Genomic DNA, 5046 nt, shown 5'->3' on the forward strand with positions numbered 1-5046 from the left:
CGGCCGCATGCGGCGCGGCGACTTCGCCAAGGTCGTCCTCGCCCGCACCCTGGAGCTCTCCTCCGACCGCGACCTCGACCTGCCGGCCCTGCTGCAGCGCCTGGCCCGCCGCGACCCGGCCGGCTACACCTTCGCCCTGCCCACCGGCCCCGGCCGCACCCTGCTCGGCGCAAGCCCCGAGCTGCTGGTCTCCCGGCGCGGCGGCACCCTCGTCGCCAACCCGCTGGCCGGCTCCACGCCGCGCAGCGCCGACCTCGCCGAGGACGTCCGCCGCGCGGCCGCCCTCCTGCAGTCGGAGAAGGACCTGCACGAGCACGCCGTCGTCGTCGACGCCGTCCGCGAGGCCCTCGCCCCGTACTGCCGCACCCTGCACGTGCCCGAGCGGCCCACGCTGGTGCGCACCGCCGCGATGTGGCACCTGTCGACGACGGTCACCGGCGAGCCGGCCGACCCCGCGGTGTCCGCGCTGGAGCTGGCCTCCGCGCTGCACCCCACGCCCGCCGTCTGCGGCACCCCCACCACCACCGCGCGCGACGTCATCGGCGAGCTGGAGCCCTTCGACCGCGGCTTCTTCACGGGCATGGTCGGCTGGGGCGACGCGAACGGCGACGGCGAATGGGTCGTCACCATCCGCTGCGCGGAGGCCGAGGAGCGCACTCTGCGGCTGTACGCGGGCGCGGGCGTCGTCGCGCAGTCCTCGCCGGAGGCCGAGACGGCCGAGACCGGCGCCAAGTTCCAGACGTTCCTGCAGGCTGTGGGGGTTGACCAGTGACCGAGACGACCGACGCTCCGGGCTATCCGGCCGAGTTCGCCGAGCGCTACCGCGCGGCGGGCTACTGGCGTGGAGAAACGTTCGGGCAGATGCTGCGCGACCGCGCGCAGGCCCACCCGGACCGGATCGCGATCGTGGACCCCTCCGGCGAGGGCCGCCGCTGGACGTACGGCGAGCTCGACCTGCGCGCCGACCGGCTGGCCGCCGGCTTCCTCGCCCACGGCATCGGCAAGGGCGACCGCGTCGTCGTCCAGCTGCCGAACGTCGCCGAGTTCTTCGAGGTCGTCTTCGCGCTCTTCCGCATCGGCGCCCTGCCCGTCTTCGCGCTGCCCGCCCACCGCGAGACCGAGATCCGCCACTTCTGCGCCTTCACCGAGGCCGCCGCCTACGTCATCGCCGACGTCAGCGAGGGCTACGACTACCGCGAGCTGGCCACGAAGGTCCGCGCCGAGGTCCCCGGCCTCAAGCACGTCTTCGTCGCCGGCGAGCCGGGCGAGCACACCGCGCTGGCCGGCGTCCCCACCGAGCCGGTGGCCGCCGAGGACGCCCCGGCCCCGCACGAGCTGGCCTTCCTCCAGCTCTCCGGCGGTTCCACGGGCGTGCCCAAGCTCATCCCGCGCACCCACGACGACTACATCTACTCGCTGTGGGGCTCCAACGAGATCTGCGGCGTGGACGAGAACAGCGTCTACCTCTGCGCGCTGCCCGCGGCCCACAACTTCCCCCTGAGCTCCCCGGGCACCCTCGGCGCGCTCTACGCCGGCGCCCGCGTCGTCCTCGCCCCCCGCCCCAGCCCCGACGTGGCCTTCCCGCTGATCGCCGCCGAGGGCGTCACGATCACCGGCCTGGTGCCCCCGCTCGCCCTCGTGTGGACCGAGGCCGCGGCGGAGACCCCGCACGACCTGAGCAGCCTTCAGGTCCTGCTGGTGGGCGGCGCGAAGTTCAGCGAGGAGGCGGCCCGCCGGGTGCGCCCGGCCCTCGGCTGCACCCTCCAGCAGGTCTTCGGCATGGCGGAGGGCCTGGTGAACTACACCCGGCTGGACGACCCCGAGGCCACGATCGTCACCACCCAGGGCCGCCCCATCTCGCCCGACGACGAGATCCGCATCGTCGACGACGAGGACAACGAGCTGCCCGCGGGGGAGACCGGCCACCTGCTGACCCGCGGCCCGTACACGATCCGCGGCTACTGGCGGGCCCCCGAGCACAACGCGACGGCCTTCACCGCCGACGGCTTCTACCGCACCGGCGACGTCGTCCGGATGACCGAGACGGGCCACCTCGTCGTCGAGGGACGGGCCAAGGACCAGATCAACCGCGGCGGCGAGAAGGTGGCCGCCGAGGAGATCGAGAACCACATCCTCGCCCACCCGGCCGTACACGACGTCGCCGTCGTCTCCATGCCCGACGCCTACCTGGGCGAGCGCACCTGCGCCTACGTCGTCCTGCGCGAAGGGGCCGAACCCGTCAAGTCGATCGCCGTGAAGAAGTTCGTCCGCGAGCGCGGCCTCGCCGCCTTCAAGGTCCCCGACCGGGTGGAGTTCGTGACGGAGTTCCCGCAGACGGGCATCGGCAAGGTGTCGAAGAAGGACCTCCGCGCGGCCATCGCCGCACAGGTCGCCGCCGCAGCAGCAGCACAGCACTGAGAACCGAGAAAGGCTCACCGACCACCATGGCACTGCCTGCCATCGCCCCGTATCCCATGCCGCGGGAGGCCGACCTCCCCGCGAACAAGGTCGGCTGGACCGCCGACCCGAGCCGCGCGGTGCTGCTCGTGCACGACCTGCAGAACTACTTCCTCGACGCGTTCGAGGCCGGGGCGTCGCCCGTCACCGAGCTGCTCGCCAACGTCGCCGCGGTGAAGAAGGACTGCGACCGCCTCGGCGTCCCCGTCGTCTACTCCGCCCAGCCCGGCGGCCAGAGCGCCGCCGAGCGCGGCCTGCAGCAGGACTTCTGGGGCCCGGGCCTGCCGGACGACGAGCGCGCCAAGGCCATCGCCGACGCCGTCGCGCCGACGGCCGCCGACACGGTCCTCACCAAGTGGAAGTACAGCGCCTTCGTGCGGACCGACCTCGCGGAGCGGATGGCCGCCCAGGGCCGCGACCAGCTGATCATCGTCGGCGTGTACGCGCACATCGGCGTCATGATGAGCGCCTGCGACGCCTGGATGCGCGACATCCAGCCCTTCCTCGTGGCCGACGCGGTCGCCGACTTCTCGGCCGAGGACCACGCCATGGCGCTGCGCTGGGCGGCCGCCAAGTGCGCCGTAGTGACCACCACCGACCGGCTCTTCGAAGGGGCGTAACACCCATGGCACTCACCCTCGAACAGATCCGGGCCGACGTCGCCGACGTGCTCGGCGAGGACCCCGCCGACATCCCCGACGACGAGAACCTCGTCGACTACGGGCTCGACTCCGTGCGCATCATGACCCTCGTCGAGCGCTGGCGCCGCGACCACGGCACCGAGGTCACCTTCGTGGCCCTCGCCGAGCAGCCGGCCATAGAGCAGTGGGCACCGCTGCTGGGGGCGGGGACGTGAACGCCCGCACCCTCGACCGGGCGGGGGCGCACCCCCTGACCGGCACCTCCGGCGCGGGACGGTCCCCCGCGCCGGAGGGGCTCCCCCTGACCGCCGCCCAGTCGGGCATGTGGTTCGCCCAGGCCCTCGACCCGGGCAGCCCCGCCCTCGGCACCGCCGAATACCTGGAGATCCACGGCGACATCGACCCCGCGCGCTTCGCCGAGGCCCTGCACCGCACCGTCGGCGAGGCCGACGCCCTGCGCGTACGCATCGCCGACGCCCCCGGCGGCCCGCGCCAGCTGCCCATCGCCGTCGAGGCCCCCGGCCACGGCTTCCCGCTGGACACCGCCGACCTGCGCGACGAGCGCGACCCGGACGCGAGCGCCCTCGCCCGGATGCGCGCCGACCTCGCCGAGCCCTTCGACCTGGCCCGCGGCCCCCTCTTCTCCCACGCCCTCTTCCGCGTCGGCGACGAGCGCTGGCTGTGGTACCAGCGCGTCCACCACGCCGTCCTCGACGGCTACGGCTACTCCCTCGTCGCCCGCCGCGTCGCCGAGCTCTACACGGCCCTGGCCACCGGCGAGGACCCCGCCCCGAGCCCCTTCGGCCGGCTCGCCGACCTCGTCGCCGAGGACGCCGCCTACCGCGAGTCCGCCACGCGCACCCGCGACCGCGCCCACTGGCTGACAGTCTTCGCCGACCGCCCCGAGGCGCCGTCCCTCGCCTCCGCGGGCCCCGCGGCGCGCCCCGCCCTGCCCTCCCGCAGCCACCTGCGCGCCACCGCGCACCTCGCCCCCGAGGCGACCGCCAGGCTGCGCCGGCTGGCCGCCTCCGTGCGGGCCACCTGGACCGACGTCCTCTTCGCCGCCCAGGCCCTCTACGTCGCCCGCGCCACCCGCAGCGAGGACGTCGTCCTCGGCCTGCCGATGATGGGCCGCATGGGCTCCGTCGCCCTGCGCGTCCCCGGCATGGTCATGAACGTGCTGCCGCTGCGCATGACCGTCACCCCCGGCACGACCTTCGCCGAACTCGTCCACCAGGCCGTCCTCGGCATCCGGGCCGCCCGCCGCCACCAGCGCTACCGCTACGAGGACATCCGCCGCGACCTCGGCCTCCTCGGCGAGGGCCGGCCACTCACCGGCCCGCTCGTCAACGTCATGCCGTTCGACTACGGGCTCACCTTCGCCGGCGCCCGCTCCGACGCGCACAACCTCGCCCCCGGCCCCGTCGACGACCTCACCGTGGGCATCTACGACCGCGCCGACGGCAGCGGCCTGCGCATCGACTACGACGCCAACCCCGCCCGCTACGGCCAGGACGAACTCGCCGCGCACCAGGCCCGCTTCCTGGACCTGCTGACCCGCCTCGCCGAACGCGACCCGCACCTGCCCCTCGGCGGCCTCCCGCTGGCCACCGACGCCGAGCGCGAGCAAGTCCTCACGGAGTTCAACGACACCGCGACCCAGGTGCCGCCCACGACCCTCATCGGCCCCGTGGAGGCCCGCGCCGCCCGCACCCCGCACGCCACCGCGCTGGTCGACGGCGACCGGTCCCTCACCTACGCCGCGCTCAACGCCCGGGCCAACCGGCTCGCCCGCCACCTGCGCACGCTGGGCGTCGCCCCGGGCACCCTCGCCGCCGTCGCCCTGCCGCGCTCCACCGAGCTCGTCGTGGCCCTGCTCGCCGTCCTCAAGGCGGGCGGCGCGTACATGCCGCTCGACACCGCGGACCCGGCCGTGCGCCTGCGCGAG

The 5046-nt window shown here is 74.6% G+C and carries 5 protein-coding genes; all 5 read left to right on the top strand.

Translation table 11 applies throughout. The features are described from left to right. Nucleotides 1–772 (top strand): isochorismate synthase (locus tag V7793_RS33115; RefSeq protein ID WP_336013409.1); only part of this gene is annotated, 772 nt, incomplete at its 5' end. After that, nucleotides 769–2418 (top strand): (2,3-dihydroxybenzoyl)adenylate synthase, encoded by a 1650-nt coding sequence (locus V7793_RS33120; RefSeq protein ID WP_336013410.1) that lies wholly within the window; start codon nucleotides 769–771, stop codon nucleotides 2416–2418. The genes V7793_RS33115 and V7793_RS33120, both read left to right, overlap by 4 nt. Before the next feature lie 26 nt (nucleotides 2419–2444). Then, a complete protein-coding gene (locus V7793_RS33125; RefSeq protein WP_336013411.1) occupies nucleotides 2445–3077 on the top strand; it encodes an isochorismatase family protein in 633 nt (210 codons plus the stop codon). Between the two features lie 5 nt (nucleotides 3078–3082). Beyond that, nucleotides 3083–3313, top strand: a complete 231-nt coding sequence (locus tag V7793_RS33130) for a phosphopantetheine-binding protein (RefSeq protein WP_058042512.1) — start codon at nucleotides 3083–3085, stop codon at nucleotides 3311–3313. Next, the coding region (locus V7793_RS33135) for a condensation domain-containing protein (RefSeq protein WP_443058045.1) at nucleotides 3310–5046 on the top strand (1737 nt) is incomplete at its 3' end. The genes V7793_RS33130 and V7793_RS33135, both read left to right, overlap by 4 nt.

The organism is Streptomyces sp. KLMMK (genome assembly GCF_036961605.1).
Classification (GTDB): Bacteria; Actinomycetota; Actinomycetes; order Streptomycetales; family Streptomycetaceae; genus Streptomyces; species Streptomyces telluris.